The sequence below is a fragment of the Pseudomonas duriflava genome, from assembly GCF_007830155.1.
In the GTDB taxonomy this organism is placed as follows: Bacteria; Pseudomonadota; Gammaproteobacteria; order Pseudomonadales; family Pseudomonadaceae; genus Chryseomonas; species Chryseomonas duriflava.
This window is the reverse complement of sequence record NZ_VLKY01000006.1, coordinates 209102-226215: the sequence shown is the minus strand read 5'-3', so window position 1 is coordinate 226215 and position 17114 is coordinate 209102. Positions and strand designations below refer to the sequence as shown.

The 17114-nt window shown below is 49.7% G+C and carries 16 protein-coding genes; 2 read left to right on the top strand and 14 right to left on the bottom strand.

The genetic code is table 11. The annotated features are described in order from the left end of the window. Positions 1-2: 2 nt before the first annotated feature. The 6 genes from IQ22_RS23835 to IQ22_RS10710 all read right to left on the bottom strand — a co-directional run bounded on the left by IQ22_RS23835 (position 3) and on the right by IQ22_RS10710 (position 6076). On the bottom strand, positions 3-440 hold the full coding sequence (locus IQ22_RS23835) for a type IV pilin protein (RefSeq protein ID WP_145141573.1): 438 nt from the start codon (positions 438-440) through the stop codon (positions 3-5). Then, positions 422-3445: a pilus assembly protein gene (locus IQ22_RS10730; protein ID WP_244309085.1), complete on the bottom strand. Its 3024-nt coding sequence runs from the start codon at positions 3443-3445 to the stop codon at positions 422-424. The genes IQ22_RS23835 and IQ22_RS10730 overlap by 19 nt, the downstream gene beginning before the upstream one ends. Positions 3446-3607: 162 nt before the next feature. Next, the gene (locus IQ22_RS10725) at positions 3608-4120 is read right to left on the bottom strand and encodes a pilus assembly PilX family protein (protein ID WP_145141569.1); all 513 of its coding nucleotides are present in this window, start codon (positions 4118-4120) and stop codon (positions 3608-3610) included. Beyond that, positions 4117-5136: a PilW family protein gene (locus tag IQ22_RS10720; protein WP_158635425.1), complete on the bottom strand. Its 1020-nt coding sequence runs from the start codon at positions 5134-5136 to the stop codon at positions 4117-4119. The genes IQ22_RS10725 and IQ22_RS10720 overlap by 4 nt, the downstream gene beginning before the upstream one ends. After that, positions 5136-5588: a type IV pilus modification protein PilV gene (gene pilV, locus IQ22_RS10715; protein ID WP_244309083.1), complete on the bottom strand. Its 453-nt coding sequence runs from the start codon at positions 5586-5588 to the stop codon at positions 5136-5138. The genes IQ22_RS10720 and pilV overlap by 1 nt, the downstream gene beginning before the upstream one ends. Then, positions 5579-6076 carry a GspH/FimT family pseudopilin gene (locus IQ22_RS10710; RefSeq protein ID WP_145141565.1) on the bottom strand — a complete coding sequence of 166 codons (498 nt, stop codon included), beginning with the start codon at positions 6074-6076 and terminating at the stop codon, positions 5579-5581. The genes pilV and IQ22_RS10710 overlap by 10 nt, the downstream gene beginning before the upstream one ends. A gap of 137 nt (positions 6077-6213) precedes the next feature. On the opposite strand from IQ22_RS10710, the gene IQ22_RS10705 reads away from it, so the two are divergent. Continuing rightward, complete coding sequence (locus IQ22_RS10705; protein WP_145141563.1) at positions 6214-6726, top strand: GspH/FimT family pseudopilin; 513 nt, start codon at positions 6214-6216, stop codon at positions 6724-6726. Between the two features lie 22 nt (positions 6727-6748). On the opposite strand, the gene ispH is transcribed toward IQ22_RS10705, so the two are convergent. The 6 genes from ispH to murJ all read right to left on the bottom strand — a co-directional run bounded on the left by ispH (position 6749) and on the right by murJ (position 14092). Next, a complete protein-coding gene (ispH, locus tag IQ22_RS10700; protein ID WP_145141561.1) occupies positions 6749-7693 on the bottom strand; it encodes a 4-hydroxy-3-methylbut-2-enyl diphosphate reductase in 945 nt (314 codons plus the stop codon). Positions 7694-7731: 38 nt separating this feature from the next. Then, a complete protein-coding gene (gene fkpB, locus IQ22_RS10695; RefSeq protein ID WP_145141559.1) occupies positions 7732-8178 on the bottom strand; it encodes an FKBP-type peptidyl-prolyl cis-trans isomerase in 447 nt (148 codons plus the stop codon). After that, positions 8171-8677, bottom strand: coding sequence for a signal peptidase II (lspA, locus tag IQ22_RS10690; RefSeq protein ID WP_145141557.1), 507 nt, complete (start codon positions 8675-8677; stop codon positions 8171-8173). The genes fkpB and lspA overlap by 8 nt, the downstream gene beginning before the upstream one ends. Then, positions 8670-11501: an isoleucine--tRNA ligase gene (gene ileS / locus IQ22_RS10685; protein WP_145141555.1), complete on the bottom strand. Its 2832-nt coding sequence runs from the start codon at positions 11499-11501 to the stop codon at positions 8670-8672. Before ileS ends, lspA begins: the two co-directional genes overlap by 8 nt. Positions 11502-11511: 10 nt before the next feature. Next, positions 11512-12456 (bottom strand): bifunctional riboflavin kinase/FAD synthetase, encoded by a 945-nt coding sequence (ribF, locus tag IQ22_RS10680; RefSeq protein ID WP_145141739.1) that lies wholly within the window; start codon positions 12454-12456, stop codon positions 11512-11514. A 97-nt stretch (positions 12457-12553) separates the two neighbouring features. Then, positions 12554-14092 carry a murein biosynthesis integral membrane protein MurJ gene (gene murJ, locus IQ22_RS10675; RefSeq protein WP_145141553.1) on the bottom strand — a complete coding sequence of 513 codons (1539 nt, stop codon included), beginning with the start codon at positions 14090-14092 and terminating at the stop codon, positions 12554-12556. Positions 14093-14332: 240 nt separating this feature from the next. Between murJ and rpsT the strand changes: the two genes are divergently transcribed. Continuing rightward, positions 14333-14611: a 30S ribosomal protein S20 gene (gene rpsT, locus IQ22_RS10670; protein ID WP_145141737.1), complete on the top strand. Its 279-nt coding sequence runs from the start codon at positions 14333-14335 to the stop codon at positions 14609-14611. A 115-nt stretch (positions 14612-14726) separates the two neighbouring features. Here rpsT and proB read toward each other — a convergent pair whose 3' ends face one another. Together proB and cgtA are read right to left on the bottom strand one after the other, a co-directional pair. Then, a complete protein-coding gene (gene proB / locus IQ22_RS10665; protein WP_425298855.1) occupies positions 14727-15866 on the bottom strand; it encodes a glutamate 5-kinase in 1140 nt (379 codons plus the stop codon). Next, on the bottom strand, positions 15856-17079 hold the full coding sequence (cgtA, locus tag IQ22_RS10660) for an Obg family GTPase CgtA (protein ID WP_145141551.1): 1224 nt from the start codon (positions 17077-17079) through the stop codon (positions 15856-15858). The genes proB and cgtA overlap by 11 nt, the downstream gene beginning before the upstream one ends. Positions 17080-17114 lie beyond the last annotated feature (35 nt).

The following is a 17114-nucleotide window of genomic DNA, read 5'->3' as shown; positions in this document are numbered from 1 at the left end:
CGCTACCAGCATTCCGAAAGCGTTTTTGTATGGGTTCCCTCAGCCAATGAGCGCACACCAGCTTGGCTGATCTCAAAGTCACCGCAAGCGTCGTTACGCATGCTGCCATTTCTTTTCGCTTGTAATACATAGGCTGTCGCTGTAGGCGTTCCGACAGGAGCAATTGTGTAATTGGCTACACCTGTCGCTGGCACATTACTTTCAAACACGTTAGCCAGATTATTTTCTGAATCTGTATAACGACTATTTATTGAATAATACCTCTCAAGTGCCTGGGCAGCTTCTAAGAGCGCAACCTTAGCCTCGGCACGCTTACTACGATTTACATGCTCTTGATAACTTGGGTAAGCAATAGCCGCCAATATTCCTACAATTGCTACCGAAATCATTAACTCTATGAGAGTAAAGCCATAGGCTTTTTTTATCGAATTTGTCGCCATGACATCCTGCCTGGTTTACTGCCTGTACCGCTCGCTTCAAACTGCTCTACTCCTCCACTTAAATCCGAGTTATAGAGTGAATCGAATCCATCACTAAAAAGCGTACCTGGCGATTTCAATGTTCCATCTTCAAGCTTGAAGCCGCTCGCATAACACTGGCCGCCATCACAGGTAAGCATGTCGGCATGATTGAAATAGCGATCATTATTTAAATCAAACGCAGAGTAATCCAAACTACCACCAGTATATATATTTAGAGCCATAGTCCAGCTCTCTCCGCCAGAAAGGCAAGGGTCTGACAACGGGGTAAACGTTGTGAACAGCACCCTATCCCCTCCAGTCTGTGCAGCATTGACTACACGCTCTCCAGCGGTAGAGTTCCCAACTTTCAGGTCCACATACCAGCCTGACTTGTTTTTCCAGTCCACCGTATTGTTAGAAACAATGCGGTACTGCTTGCCCTCATACGTCTTTTCAGAAATTGTTTGCTGAACCAGATCACTTGCCGAAACAGGAGTGTTTTTATTTTGATCCCATATTCCGTAAAGAGATTGCACAGAATAATCAGTTTTATCTGAAGTTTCTAAAAACTTCCCTGTACCAAATACTACTATATTACCGCCTGACGGATGCGCGGCCACACGCACCTTACCTGTAATAGGCTGACGAACACCATCTTTACGCGCCTTGAATAACAGCTGGCTTTTCCAGCTATTCTCCTTATCGCTGGCTAGGTCAAACTTCCATAAATTACCCAGTATATCCCCTGCGTACACATAAGTTATACGCCGATTCGAATCAAAAAATGCCGTTATAGCAGAAAGCCCATTATTTAAACTGCTATTATCAGGATCACTTACAACAATTTTCTTTATTAGAGATCCATTAGAAGCATTAACAACATATAAAGCAGCCTTACCTGTATTGCTAGCATAACCATTAGGAAATAAGGTTACCCAATCATCATTCTGAGTGCGCGCAATAATAGGCTCACCAAAAACATGTCCCATCTCATTCCAATCACTACTGCCGTTGTTAGTAGTAGCTGTAGCATCAGGGGCCGTTATTTCCCAAAGTACATCATCTTCAGAAAAATTTTCCCGATCAGTAACATTTAAAGCGAAGACACCACGACCGCCCGCTCCTAAGCCGCCAGCCATGTACGTTTTCCAAGCGGACCCAATATAAACGTCACCCAACCCAAACGAGCCGTCAGCATAGAAGTGGTGAGGATAATCAGGCTCGGTTAAAGCGCTTAAGCCGGGAGTAGCCCCTGGGGAGGTAGTACGATTTTTAAAGAGGCTAGCAGGTACATAGGCGAACTCTTCCTTTCCTGTACCACCATTAAAGGCATGAACCATTCCATCATTCGCACCTACAATAACCAGAGGTGTAAGCCCTTTTTTATCTGTTACATAACTCCAATAAGTATCAGCGGGCTCATTAGCTACATCGGTATTAGGTACTATATATCCATTGTTCTGCTGCCCTACGAAAATCGGGTCTGAATTAACAATATCTCCCAATATTTCATTGCGAACTCGCATTCCACTTATATTGCTACCGCGTAACCACTTCAGGCTATTCTCAGAGTTATTTAAGCTAGCTTTTTGCTCTGAAGTTAAATTACCCCAAGTAAATGCTTTTCCCACAGACCCATTAAAAGTAAATATCTTCCGGCTATCAGGCTCAGGAATTTTTCCTTCACTTGATGTTCGCCAAACTATCTCACCAACAGTACCGTCCTCATGAACATCATAGGCGATCACCTCCCCCGTCCAATCAGTAGTATTATATCTAGCCTGATAGATCAACGTATCATTTTGTATTCTTGTAGAGTTAGACGCAATTGCAGAAGCGGAACTTATTTGCTGACGAATTGACTGCAAAGCAGAATTCAACGCCGAGCTTAAACTACTAGCATCCGACGCAGTATAATATTCTCCAGCTCCGTACTTAGCCGCATCCAGTAGCATCTGGTTATCTACAGTAAAACCAATTGTGTACGTTCTTATATTCTGCTTTTGGAAGCTTAAATCATTGTAGCTTTTTCCTGCGCTATCTTCCCCAGCAGACTTTAAATCTATATCAAAAGCAAACTTGGCAATATCATCTAAATAAAGAGTGTCCCCCTCACCGTTAGCACTGCCTGACTCAGGTGCATATCCGTCGGAAAAAGGCTCACCAAAAGCAGTCTTGAGACCATCCCAATCCGGTAAATTATTACTTCCTGTGACTTCTGAATTATCTCGATGCGGGTCATTAGTAGGGAAACTACGGTCATGGGTAGGCAAACCGTCAGTAACTACAACACCAAAATTACGCTGACAGCGGTACTGTACAGGGCTTACATAATCGCCAGTGCCCAGCCCTTGAAATCGACTAAGGCCACGGAAGTAGCGAGTAACTTCATAATATGTTTCAGCAAGTGGTGTATTGGCCTCTGCTGCAAGACCATCAATACTAGAAACTAAATTATTAAAATTTTGGTCGGCCTGAGACTGGCTAACGCCTGCAGTTACAGTTAAATCCTTAATGTCTCTTAAAATGCTCCCGCCTGGGCCAGGGTCGGAGCTGCTTGGTTTATTGAAAGTTGCCAACCCGATACGCATTGACCGATTAGAAGCAGCAATTTCTTTTGCTGATTCTTTTGCCACAGCCATTCGATATGTTTTAGGCACTCGCGAATCAGGCTCTAACAAAAGATTATTGCTAGACCCATTAAAAACATTATATATATAAGCTAAATACTTTCCCGTATACCGGGTCTTCCCTTCCCCTAGAGGGTCAGGAAACTTATAGCAGCGCCTTTCCTGCACTTGATTTTTTGCTGTATTTATTGCCCATAGCGCCTTGTAGCCCGTAGAACAACCATCGGCACCAATTTGAGACAAAGAGATATTTCCGTCGGTTAATGATGCAATGGCGTAACTATTTCCATACCTATAAGCAACTGCTGAATAATTACTACTAGCCACGGATTCAGGCTGAATAATATTCGCCATACTGCCTGAGTTATCCACCAATAGAATTACATTAGGCGAGACAACTGAAGACAACGACAACGGTTGATTAGGGAAACTCTGCAGAGCGTACGCCGGAACTGATACATATAGGCCGAGAGCAACCCCTATGAGAATAGCCTTCAGGTTATACATCTTTTTCCCTTAACGCTTATAGGTTGCTTGTAACAACACGACTGATTCCCCAGAACCACCTACTGCCCGAGCAGTAATGCGGTAAAAGTTACTATTCTCGACCTCCACAGTGTCAGAGGACTTAATAACCGATGAGGTTATCCACTCAATTACGTAGCGAGGCTTAGCCTGTAAGCCAGCTAATTCCCCTGAAAATACTTGCGAATGAGCGTCCCATTGATAACCGTCTTCAACTGGTGACACACCACTATAATCAGGGCTAAGTAGCCCTTTTGAGCCACTCGCGGTAAAAACAGGCGACCCCTCGCGTAAGAATTCTTCACCTGCACGTAAGGCAGCTTCTGCAGCTTGAAATGCCAAATTTCGGTCGCGCTCATTACCGGCCATGCGTTCTTGCAATGTGGAGTCCTGTATCGAAGTGACGCCAATCATTGTGAGCAAAAGAAGGAAAACCAAGCTGATAATTAGCGCTGATCCCTGCTGTTCCTGCCTACATCTAAGATTTTTTTTTAGAAAAATCATCGGACCCGGTTCCTTATTGCGACCATTGTACCGAAGACTTGTCGTAAGCGACCGTCAGCCTCAACAGGTTGCCCGTCATAAACCAAATTTTGTACATTAGATCCTGTTTTAGGCGTGATATTGCCTTCGAGACTTTGTAATAAAAGACTAAAGCGAACACGGGCCACTTTTGACCAATCGGTTACTGCATCAGCAGTAACCATAACGTTTTCTCCTTCCATGCCATATTCAATCTGCATATTTTCTACACCCTCTACTAGTTCAGCTGCCGCCGCACTAGCATCACTGCGATTAGCGAACTGTCGCTGCACCCACAATGCTCGAATAGGGTCACCTGAAGAGGTTTTTCTTCCAGTATCACGAATAAAATACGTAATAGCCTCAAATGCCATAAGTTCTGCATCACTGCCATAGGCCTTACTAAGCTTATTATCGCTATTCATATTACTTGCATGGGCAATTGTGACTTTTTTCCCACTCGACGATACATTAGTAGCTCTAAAAATATCAGCCGAAGTACAGTCAGATAAAAACAAAGTATCACCTGATATCAGCCCTAAACTATTATCTTCAATTTGAATGTTAGCGTTGTCTGTAGACATATTGCCAACTAGTTTTGTACCAGCGCTGGAGGCGCGGCGTAGAGTAATAATGTCCGTCCCTGCCAAAGCATTAAAATTATTACTCGCAGGTACGTTATTAGAGCCGCTTACTATTTGCCCAAGAGGATTAGCTGCATCGATCGGAGGGGGTTCAGCAATAACATTTATAGAGATTTGATCAATATTTCCACATCCCATGTAACCAGCCATACGTATATCCCTAGCGAGAAAACCAACCGCGAAACGGCCGTTTTCTTGAATTCGGGCCATGGCATCTTGGACACGATATGTAGTTTTGCTACTTAAAAATAACTGAACAACTGCAGCGCCTATAACTAAGCTCAAAACAAGTCCTATCATTAACTCGACAAGACCAAATCCTTTGTTCCTCTTTAATTTAGTTAGCTTAATCACTAGCAGTTTTCCTCGCACAGCCTTGTTTCAAATACATACTGCTGTGTCGAAGCCCCACCTACTTTTGACTCGTCCCACTGTACAGTGATACGTACTATGTTATTGGTTAAAGAAACTGCTCCAGCCCCTGAAGGCAATTGGCTGGCCAAGGCATTTTTCCACTGAGCCAGATCTTGTTCAGCAATTGACGTCCCTGATGGCGCCCCACTTGAGATCGAAGTGGAGTAAGCTCCTGATTGTGCCGCAACGGTATTAGCACGCATGCGGTCGGCCATATCGTAGGCAAGAAAATTGGCTTGAGAGCGCACGGCAGCAATCTGGTTCAGCTTCATTGCATTTAATTGCAATCCAGCCATTCCTAATATGCCAATCCCTAGTACAAATAAAGAAACAAGCACTTCAATTAGCCCAAAGCCCTGACTGGCTCGATGACGTCGTATCATCAGTTGCATTCCTTAGGCCTTACAGCCGTGCGTCCCACAGCATTGATCGTAATGATGCGCTCATACTTGCAGAAACCAGTTCCTACGTTATAAGCGAACTCCACGTTGGTACCTGCTACAGCGCCACTCAGTCTCCCGTGGCTATCAAAGACGACCTGAGTAACAGCAGAAGTCAGAGTATTGGCGCCCTCTAAGGCTGGAAAAGCTCTCAGCAACTTGCCGTTCGCAACGACCCCGTCATTATTTATGTCTATCCACACACGCCAGCCCTGCCGCCAATTACCGCCATTCAGAGAACTGACATGCACAGTAGTGCCTCGAGTAATAGCTTCGCTGCGAGCAAGATTAAGAGCATTCACCAAGAGATTGATCTGTGTCTGTGCCCTATTCTGACGAATCAATGTACTGAAATTAGGTACTGCAATCGCAAGAATGATGGCTAACACAGCGATGGTCACCAACAACTCTACAAGCGTGAATCCTCTCACTGATCGCATCGAAACCTCCCTTAAGCCTTTCCTTTACGGATTATTATGCAGGCCGCTTAACCTCATCATTAGCCAATGGATGGCCGTGATAGAAACAGCGATAGCCGGAACCCCTTCTGCTTAATCCGTCACAAGGCAAGGAAGCCATGCACTTTTTACTTGGTTTTACTTTGGTTGAACTGCTTCTCACTTTAGCGGTAGGCAGCATTCTTCTATTAGTTGCGGTTCCAGGCTTCTCACATCTCCTGGCTACACAGCAATTAGAAGACAGCGCACTTATAATGCAGCGAAGCCTATCGCTAGCGCGCGGAGAAGCTATTACCAAAGGGAAAAGTTTGACCTTAAGCAGGTTAAACGGAGCATGGCGGGATGGCTGGCTGCTTTATGAAGATAGTAGCCAGAATGGTCATTATGACGATGGAGAAAAAGTCTTCCGGGTTTTTCCAGCGCTACCCAAAGCGATTCAGCTAACTGGAAACGCACCAGTTAGCCGTTATATCCGCTTCACACCGGATGGGCGTGCAACGTTATTAAATGGGGGTTATCAGATAGGCACACTAACCGTATGCCGACAAGGCGGGAGGCAAGCAATTAGATTAACAATAAATAATGCTGGTCGAGCTACCTTAAAAAGGGTCATGCAACCCTGTAATTTATAGAACCCCATGATACTTCCGATAATTATACTGGAGTGACCCTGAGCTCTTTTGGCATCGAAAACGTAATGTTTTCTGGCCGCCCTTCCAGCTCGACCTCCTCATTTGCTCCCCAAGCTTTCAGCTGGTCAATTACGCCTCGCACCAAGACTTCAGGTGCCGAGGCGCCAGCTGTAATACCGATACGCCCCACCCCACTGAACCATTCCTGCTTAAGATCTTCAGCGCCGTCAATAAGATAGGCAGGAGTTCCCATTCGCTCGGACAGCTCACGAAGACGATTGGAATTAGAGCTATTAGGGCTGCCGACTACCAGGACCACCTCGCATTCGCTTGCCAAGGTTTTAACCGCATCTTGTCGGTTTTGAGTGGCATAGCAGATATCATCTTTGCGCGGCCCGCCAATGTTAGGAAACCTGGCACGCAAGGCATCGATAACTTTACTGGTGTCATCCATAGAAAGCGTCGTCTGGGTTACAAAAGCCAGTGATTCCGGATTCTGGACTTCAAGGCTCTGTACATCCTTCTCATCCTCGACAAGATAGATAGCGCCGCCTTTGCTGGCATCGTACTGCCCCATGGTACCTTCGACCTCAGGATGACCCTGGTGACCGATAAGGATACATTCACGGCCATCCCGGCTGTATTTAGCAACCTCCATGTGCACCTTCGTAACTAGCGGGCAGGTAGCATCGAAAATCTTAAGACCACGATTTTCAGCTTCCTTGCGTACTGCCTGCGACACGCCATGAGCACTGAAGATTACAATGACATCATCAGGCACCTGATCGAGCTCTTCTACGAAAACCGCCCCGCGGGCACGCAGGTTTTCTACAACAAATTTATTGTGCACAACCTCATGCCGCACATAAATCGGAGGTCCAAACACATCCAGTGCTCGGTTGACAATATCGATGGCACGGTCGACGCCGGCACAGAAGCCGCGGGGATTAGCGAGCTTGATCTGCATGAGGGGTTTCCTTTGAGGCTGAGCCTTTCGTTCAAGGCTCAGTGAGAGACGACAGGCTCGATAGCAATGATTTCTACATCAAAGGTCAGGGTACGCCCCGCCAGCGGATGATTGAAATCGATAACGACGTTTTGTTCGTCAAAGGTTTTGACGACCCCTGGCATCTCGCCGCCTGCCGCGTCAGTAAAAATAATCAAAAGCCCTGTCGACAAATCCATGCTCTCAAAGTTTTCACGCGGCATGGTCTGTAGATTTTGCGGATTGGGCTGGCCAAACCCTTGTTCAGGGAGGATGGTCAAACTGGTCTTGGCACCCTCCGGCAGACCAAATAAGGCCTGCTCGAAGCCTGGCAGGAGATTGCCATCACCTACCCTGAATGCAGCAGGCGCCTTGTCAAACGTCGTATCGACGATATCGCCGTTTTCCAGTTTGATCGCAAAATGCAGCGTAACGCGTGTATCCGGACCGATTGTCAATTCAGGCATGAGCCTCTCCAGTCTTCTTGGTGCGGAACATATCCAACGCCAGCATGATCGCTCCTACAGTAATCGCGCTGTCTGCCAGATTAAAGGCTGGGAAAAACCACCGATCCTGCCAGTGAACCAGCACGAAGTCGACTACATGCCCCAGCACAATACGATCATACAAGTTGCCAATGGCGCCGCCCAGAATAAGGGCCAGCGCAACTGCCATCCATGTTTCGTCTCGTCCCAGTCGTTTTAGCCATACCACTAACACTACACTTACTACTACGGCAATCACGGCAAACAGCCAGCGCTGCCAGCCGGAGTGATCCGCCAGAAAGCTGAATGCAGCGCCAGTGTTATAGGCCAACGTCCAACTGAACAGGCCAGGAATGACTTCGATGCGCTGGTATAAATCAAGCTGCTTTTCGAAATAAACCTTGCTCAACTGGTCAAGAATGGCCACCGCCACGCTCAGCCACACCCAGGCCAGACGGCCCAAACTGCCTGCCTCAGGCATAACGACGGACCTCACCCTGACCAAAGACATTGCTGACGCAGCGGCCGCAAATGTCTGGATGTGCAGGATCAATACCTACGTCTTCCCGGTGATGCCAGCAGCGGGCACATTTATCATGAGACGACTTGCGCACCAGCATTTTGAATTTAGGTGCTTCGCTTTCCACTGCCTCAGCAGGCGCCTCGCTCATAGCCGCCACGTCAACACGGGAAGTAATCAGCACAAAACGCAAGTCTTCACCTAGCTTGGTCAAGATCTGGAGTAATTCACCTTCGGCATACAGCGTGATTTCAGCTTGTAGGTTACCGCCAATGGTTTTGGCGTTACGCTGGTTCTCCAGCTCCTTATTGACAGCTGCCTTGACCGCCATGACTTGGTCCCAGAACGCTCGGTCGAGCTCGGTACCGGCAGGCAGTTCAGCCAGCTGGTCATACCAGGTATTCAGCATGACGGATTCGTTGCGCTCACCCGGCAGGTATTGCCATATTTCTTCAGCTGTAAAGGCCAGGATCGGCGCGATCCAACGCACCAGCGCTTCGGCAATATGATACATCGCCGTTTGGCAGGAACGTCGAGCCCGACTGTCAGTGCCAGTGGTGTACTGTCGATCCTTGATGATATCGAGGTAGAAACCACCCAGTTCATGTACGCAGAAGTTATGCACTTTCTGGTAGACGTTCCAGAAGCGATACTCCGCGTAGGCTTCCTCCAGCTCACCTTGTAGCAACAGAGCACGGTCCACAGCCCACCGATCCAACGCCATCATCTCGTCAGCCGGCAACAAATGGTGCTTAGGATCAAAGCCGTTTAGGTTGGAGAGCAAGAAACGCGCGGTATTACGAATTCGACGATACGAATCAGCAGTACGCTGCAGAATCTGCTGAGAAACGGCCATTTCACCTGAATAATCAGTGGCAGAAACCCACAGGCGCAGAATATCAGCACCCAAACTGTCAGTGACTTGTTGAGGTGCAATCACATTGCCCAGAGACTTAGACATCTTGCGGCCGTTCTCATCGACTGTGAAGCCATGAGTCAACAGACCTTTATAAGGTGGATGCTCATCAATTGCGCAACCAGTGAGCAGAGAGGAATGGAACCAACCACGATGTTGGTCAGAGCCTTCCAGATATAGATCTGCTACTGGTCCTTGCTGATGACCAATAGGATGCGAGCCACGCAATACATGCCAGTGTGTGGTACCCGAGTCAAACCAAACGTCCAGTGTGTCGGCAATTTTTTCATAGTGTGCTGCTTCTTCGCCGAGCAACTCGGTAGCATCCAGGCTGAACCAAGCTTCAATCCCAGCTTTTTCCACACGCTGGGCGACTTCTTCCATCAGCTCGACCGTACGGGGATGCAGTTCGCCGGTTTCACGGTGCAGGAAGAAAGGAATCGGTACGCCCCAGGTGCGCTGACGCGAGATACACCAGTCCGGACGACCTGCAATCATGCCATGCAGGCGCGCCTGTCCCCAGGCAGGAACAAATTGTGTTTGATCGATACCGGTCAAGGCACGCTCACGCAGGGTTGGGCCTTCTACCGGTTGCTTATCCATACCAACAAACCATTGTGCCGTGGCACGGTAGATCAAGGGGGTCTTGTGCCGCCAGCAATGCATGTAGCTATGTGTAATGGTTTCGCTTGCCAACAGGCACCCTACTTCATTGAGCTTTTCAACAATGGCCGGGTTAGCCTTCCAAATGAACTGTCCGCCAAAGTACGGCAGCGAATCGACATACACGCCATTGCTTTGAACCGGGCTGAGAATGTCGTCATTGCTCATTCCATAGCGCTTGCAGCTATGGAAGTCATCTTCACCATAGGCAGGCGCTGAGTGGACGATCCCTGTACCGGCGCCTAATTCAACATAGTCTGCCAGATAGACGGGCGAGCAACGCTCATAAAAAGGATGTTTGAACTCTACAAGCTCAAGCGCAGCGCCGGACGTCGTGCCGATGACCTGTCCTTCTAACCCATAACGCTGGAGGCAGCTTTCAACAAGCTCTTCTGCAAGAACCAGCAGCTTATCGCCGACATCTACCAGAGCATAAGTAAACTCCGGATGCACGTTAAGTGCCTGGTTAGCCGGTATGGTCCAAGGAGTAGTCGTCCAGATCACTGCATAGGCAACTTTCGGCAGGCTGTCCAGACCAAAAGCGGAAGCGAGCTTGTCAGCAGAGGCAACCGGGAATGCTACATCGATCGTTGGCGATTTCTTGTCGGCATACTCAACTTCAGCTTCAGCCAGAGCCGAGCCGCAATCGAAGCACCAATTGACCGGCTTGAGTCCCTTGAAGACAAAGCCCTTACGAACCATTTCAGCCAACGCACGAATCTCTCCAGCCTCGTTGGCAAAATCCATAGTCTTATAAGGATTGTCCCAGTCGCCCAGCACCCCTAGACGAATAAAGTCTGCTTTTTGACCTTCGATTTGCTCGGCTGCATAGGCGCGGCACAGCTCGCGCGTCTTGTCCGCTGGCAGGTTTTTACCGTGAGTGATTTCGACCTTATGCTCGATGGGCAACCCATGACAATCCCAACCAGGAATGTAAGGGGCATCGTACCCTGCCAGGGTTTTGGAACGGACAATGATGTCCTTAATAACCTTGTTGACAGCATGGCCGATGTGAATATTGCCATTCGCATAGGGCGGGCCATCATGAAGAATAAACTGTGGACGCCCTTGACCAATCTCGCGCAGCTTTTGGTAAAGACCTATTTCATTCCAGAACTTCAATGTTTGCGGCTCGCGCTGTGGCAAGCCGGCTTTCATGGGAAAATCAGTCGCGGGAAGGTTAAGCGTGGCTTTGTAATCGGTCATCTCGGGCTCTTTAGATCTCATCAAGCGGTTGGCCCAGCCAATAAGCTCGGGCGGCAGCGACGTCCGCATCAATCGCTGCCTTTAATGCCTCCAGAGAGGCGAAACGCTGCTCGTCGCGCAGCTTTCGATGGAAACTTACGATCAAGTGACGACCATAGAGGTCGCCAGCAAAATCTAAAAGATGTACTTCCAAATGGGGGCGCCCATCACCTTTTACAGTAGGACGAAGCCCTATATTTGCGATGCCGGTATGGAGGCAGCCTTCTACATCAACTTTTACCAAATAAACCCCCCGAAGAGGAGGTAAACGCCGCTTGAGCTGAACATTCGCAGTAGGACACCCCAACTGACGAGCCAGCTTTTGTCCATGAAGAACACGCCCTGACAACGAATAAGGGCGCCCCAGCATACGCTCGGCCAAAACCAGATCACCTACTGCCAGCGCCTCACGGACACGCGTACTGCTGATTCGAAAACCATCCAGCTCTACGGTTGCAGCCGCCTCTACCGTGAAGCCGTTCGACTGTCCCGACCTAACAAGTGCCTCGAAATCCCCTGCCCGATCACAACCGAAGCGAAAGTCGTCGCCTATTTCCAGGTGTTTGACCTTTAACCCTTGGATAAGCACCTGATCGATAAAGGCTTGCGCTGACAACTCACGTAAACGGCGATTAAAAGTCAGGCACAAGACACGATCCACACCAGCCTGTGCTAGAAGTTCAAGTTTCTCACGCAAGCGTGTCAGGCGGACCGGAGCCGACTCGGGAGAAAAGTATTCACGCGGCTGAGGTTCGAAGATCACGACGCAGCTGGGCGCGTTCAATTCTACGGCACGCTCATGCAGGCGTGCCAAGATAGCCTGATGCCCACGATGTATACCGTCGAAGTTACCAATGGTGGCAACGCACCCTTGAGGAAGGGAGCTGAGATTATGAAGGCCTCGAACCAGCTGCATAGCAAGCGTTCTGTCTACAAATTCATTGATTATACGCACGCATCGCGCCAGACAACAGGCAGCGCATGCCAAGAAGCGTCCAAGATATGTCCAGCCGTCAGGTTAAAGCCCTCTTGGTAAAGTGCCTGACTCTAAAGCCAAACAGCGCTAGTGTTCCGAAATAAGCTACCAGACCTGCCGCAACGACTGCACCTAAGCGTAGAAACCGCATCGGCATATCCCCCACACTCCAATCTGGCATAACTTGCATACACGCCAGCAATACAGAAGACATTACCCCTACTGCTATAACCAGCTTAAACAAGAAGCTGCCCCAGCCCGGCTGCGGCTCAAACAATTTATGCTTTCGAAGCTGCCAATAAAGCAGCCCGGCATTCAAACAAGCGGCCAACCCGATGGACAACGCTAGCCCAACGTGTTTCAGCGGATAAATGAAGGCTAGGTTCATCGCCTGCGTCATGACCAAAGTAAACATTGCAATTCGAACAGGCGTTTTGATGTTCTGACGCGCATAAAAGCCCGGCGCTAATACTTTTACCAGAATGATTCCAATCAACCCTATTGAATAGGCAATCAGGGCGTGCTGGGTCATCTGGGCATCATGTGCCGTAAATTTTCCATACTGAAATAGCGCGACCGTCAAGGGTTCCGACAGGATAGCCAACGCCAATGCACATGGAAGCACTAGCAAAAAACACAGCCTTAATCCCCAATCCATGAGCCGGGAATATTCATACCTGTCATTCTGCGCATGAGTCTTGGCCAGGGCTGGCAAGAGAATCGTACCTATGGCAACTCCCAGCACACCCGAGGGCAACTCCATCAAACGATCCGCGTAATACATCCAAGAAACCGAACCTGCCGCTAGAAAGGAAGCAAAGATCGTATTGATAATTAGCGAAATCTGACTGACGGACACTCCGACGATAGCTGGCACCATTTGCCTAAGCACACGCCACACACCACTGTCACGAAGGTTCAGGCGCGGCAGGACTAACATGCCGATGCGCTTGAGATGGGGTAGCTGATAAAGAAACTGTAAAAGCCCCCCTGCCAGTACAGCCCACCCCAACACCATGATAGGGGGATGAAAATAAGGCGTCAGGAATACAGCAAAAAAGATCATGCTGAGGTTCAATAACGTCGGCACGAATGCCGGCACTGAGAAGCGATTCCACGTATTAAGAACTGCCCCGGCTAGCGATGACAGCGAAATCAGCAGAATGTACGGAAATGTGACACGAAGTAGCGCAGTAGTCAGTTCGTACTTTTCAGGCGTGTCCGTAAAGCCCGGCGCAGTGATCCATATAATCCAAGGAGCAGCCAGCATGCCCAGCACTGTAACTACGGCCAATACCAGCGTCAGCAGGCCTGACACATAGGCAATAAAAACCCGTGTTGCCTCGTCGCCCTGCTTACTCTTGTATTCCGCCAGAATAGGTACAAAGGCCTGGGAAAAGGCTCCTTCAGCAAAAATACGCCGCAGCAGGTTTGGTAGCTTGAACGCCACAAAAAAGGCATCGGTCACCATACCGGCCCCAAAGATACGCGCGATAATAGTGTCTCGAATAAAGCCCAGCACGCGCGAGACAAGAGTCATCGAGCTCACAGCGGCTAGTGATTTAAGCAGATTCATGCAATAGGAATTCCGTCGTCCGGATGACCGTTCATTAGAAGGCTGACGTTTTAAAGGCCGAGCGCCATATCAAACGAGGCGCGAGTGTAGGACGCTCGGAACGATAAAGCACGCCTGAAATCCTGCGGTATGCCTCATTACGATCCGGCTATCCTTTCCGTCTTGACAAGAACCAAACTGATCGGCATGATTCGCGGCCTTATTTGCGTGATACCCCCAAGTTTTTCGAGGAGCTCGACGGTGGCAAACACACCTTCCGCCAAAAAACGCGCCAAACAGGCTGAGAAGCGTCGCAGCCACAATGCCAGCCTGCGTTCGATGGTTCGTACTTATATCAAGAACGTAGTCAAGGCGATCGACGCCAAGGATCTTGAAAAAGCACAAGCTGCTTACACAGCAGCTGTTCCTGTGATTGATCGCATGGCCGACAAGGGCATCATTCACAAGAACAAGGCTGCTCGTCACAAAGGCCGCCTGAATGCCCACATCAAGGCTATGAGCCAAGCTGCAGCTGCTTAAGGCTTCGCTTAGCAATATAAAAAACCGGCTTGCGCCGGTTTTTTATTACCTCTTATTTGAGGCCAAATTAGGCCATGAAGCACACAGCCTAAATTACCGTCACTCCCGATGACGATCATACCAACACAAGATTATCTCGATGCACCAGCTCAGGCTCGTAGACATACCCTAACAGCCGGCCAATTGCATCCGACGACTGACCGATAATCTTTTGCGCCTCTGCCGCACTGTAATTCACCAAACCACGCGCGACTTCATTTCCGTGTGGATCTACACACGCCACCATCTCCCCTCGGCGGAAATTACCCTCTACCGACCGCACCCCTACAGGCAGCAAGCTCTTATGATCAGATACCAGCGCTTTTACCGCACCCTCATCCAGCATTAGAGCACCACGCATTTGCAAGTGCCCCGCCAACCACTGCTTTCGAGCAGCAAACAAACCTCGTTCCGGCGAAAGCATTGTTCCCAGCCTTTCACCTGCGCGCAGACGCCCCAGAACGCGCTCGATACGCCCGCCTACAATAACCGTACACGCACCGGAGCGTGCAGCCAGACGAGCCGCCCGCAACTTGGTCTGCATACCGCCGCGCCCTAGCGCACCTGCCGAGCCGCCAGCTACCGCATCAAGACGCGGATCGTCAGCACGCGCCTCACTAATAAGCGCAGCATCCGGATTTATCCGCGGATCCGCCTCGAACATACCATCCCTGTCTGTCAGGATGACGAGAACATCAGCCTCAACCAAGTTCGCTACCAAAGCGGCCAGCGTGTCGTTATCACCAAAACGAATTTCATCCGTTACAACCGTGTCGTTTTCATTGATAACAGGAACCACACCTAGCTCTACCAATGTACGCAACGTACTTCGCGCATTCAGGTAGCGCTTGCGATCAGATAAGTCGTCATGAGTCAGCAGCACCTGAGCCGTTTGCATTCCATGCTTGGCGAAACTGGACTCCCATGCTTGCACTAACCCCATCTGCCCTACAGCCGCAGCTGCCTGAAGCTCATGGATAGCACTAGGGCGACTTACCCACCCTAAACGACTCATGCCTGCCGCTACAGCACCAGAGGACACCAGAACCAGCTCTACACCCGCACAGTGCAGCGCCACCATCTGCTCGACCCAACTCGCCATCGAGCCACTATCCAGACAGCGACCGTCATCTGTCAGCAAAGCACTACCGATCTTGACCACCCAGCGCTCGGAGCGCGTAACGCGCTCCCGCACCGAAAGCTCTTTATCTGACATAGATAATCTCGGGTCCCTCTCCATCATCTTCATCATCTTCATCGAAGTCGTCTTCGTCGACATCATCGACACTCTTGACCCCTGCACGACGCAGGGCTCGCGCATCGTCCAACGCCTGCAAGCGCGCACGCGCTTCATCTTCAATCTGCTGATCAAGCGCCTGTACAGCCTCAGCAAAGGCCTGATCTTCAGCTATCCGCAGGGCGCGCTCATCCAGATAACGCATGATGTCTTGACACAGAGCCTCGGTGCCATTGCGCTCAAGTGCCGAAATGACATAAACCGGCCCCTTCCACTCAAGCCGTTCAACCACGGCCTTGACCCGAGCCTCCTGCTCTTCCTCATCAATGATCTGATCGACCTTGTTCAGCACCAACCAACGATCCCGCTCAAGCAAGGCAGGGCTGAACTTGCCCAGCTCATTCAGAATAGTTTCCGCCGCATCCGCTGGATCACTTTCATCGAGCGGGGCCATATCGACCAGATGCAGCAGCAGACGCGTCCGAGCCAAGTGCTTGAGGAAGCGGATACCCAAACCAGCCCCTTCGGCGGCACCCTCAATCAAACCAGGAATGTCAGCCACGACAAAGCTTTTCAAGCGCCCCACACTGACCACACCCAAATTAGGCACAAGAGTAGTAAATGGATAGTCCGCCACCTTGGGCTTGGCAGCCGAGACAGCTCGAATGAAAGTGCTCTTGCCAGCGTTAGGCAACCCCAACAAACCAACATCAGCCAATACCTTAAGCTCAAGCTTTAAATCACGCGCTTCGCCCGGCTTTCCCTTGGTCGTCTGCCGTGGCGCACGATTAGTACTGGATTTAAAACGCGTATTACCCAAGCCATGCCAGCCACCCTGCGCTACACGCAGGCGCTGCCCGGGCTGCGTCAGGTCACCAATGACTTCCTGGGTATTGGCATCGATCACGGTAGTACCCACCGGCACCTGTAATACCAAGTCTTCACCCTTGGCACCTGTACAATCCGTACTGCCGCCATTTTCGCCACGCTGAGCCTGGAAGCGCCGCGTGTAACGATAATCAACCAAGGTGTTCAGGTTAACGTTGGCTTCGAGCCACACGGACCCGCCATCACCCCCATCACCACCGTTCGGCCCACCTTTCTCGATGAACTTTTCCCGGCGGAAACTCATCATGCCATTACCGCCATCACCGGCTTGTACATGAATGGAAACTTCGTCGACGAATTTCATTAAAACCTCCCGCCGGAGCGGGCCGACTGAAAATA